Annotated in this window: 1 pseudogene; it reads right to left on the minus strand. The window is 78.2% G+C overall.

What is annotated here, in order from left to right:
* Positions 1–527: pseudogene (locus HW578_RS27540) on the minus strand (double-strand break repair protein AddB); the annotation flags it as partial.

Below are 527 nucleotides of genomic sequence, written 5' to 3' on the forward strand. Positions count from 1 at the left end.
CCCGGCGCCGGCCGCGGCCCGCGCAGCGCGATGCGTTCCAGCGCGCGCGCCGCCGCGAGCCATTCGTCGCGCGCCATGCCGCCGGCGCACAGCGGATGCTTCAGCACGGACAGCAGCGGCACCGGCGCGAAGCCCTCCGCGACCATGCGCGCGACCAGGCGCAGGAAGGCGGCGGCGGGTGTTTCGGCCAGCGGCTCGCCGGCGCTGTCATCGGCGGTGATGCCGTGGCGCGCGAGTTCGGCGCAGACGCGCCGCGCCAGGTCGCGATCCGGCGTGATCAGCGCGGCGCGCGCGCCCTCGGTCTCCATCGCCTCGCGCAGCAGCAGCGCGATGGCGGTGGCTTCCTGCTGCGCATCGGCGGCAACAAGGCGCGTGAGGCCAGCGCGCGCCGCATCCCAGCGTGCCGGGTCGCGCTGCGTCCAGGCGTCCAGCCCCTCGGCCGGCGCCAGTGCGCGGCCGAGCAGCACCGCGCGGTCGGGTGCGGCGCCGCGCGGCGCGGGCTCGTGCCAGGGGCTGATCGGAAGAGC

The sequence above is a fragment of the Roseomonas rosulenta genome, assembly GCF_016106005.1.
Lineage (GTDB): Bacteria > Pseudomonadota > Alphaproteobacteria > Acetobacterales > Acetobacteraceae > Neoroseomonas > Neoroseomonas rosulenta.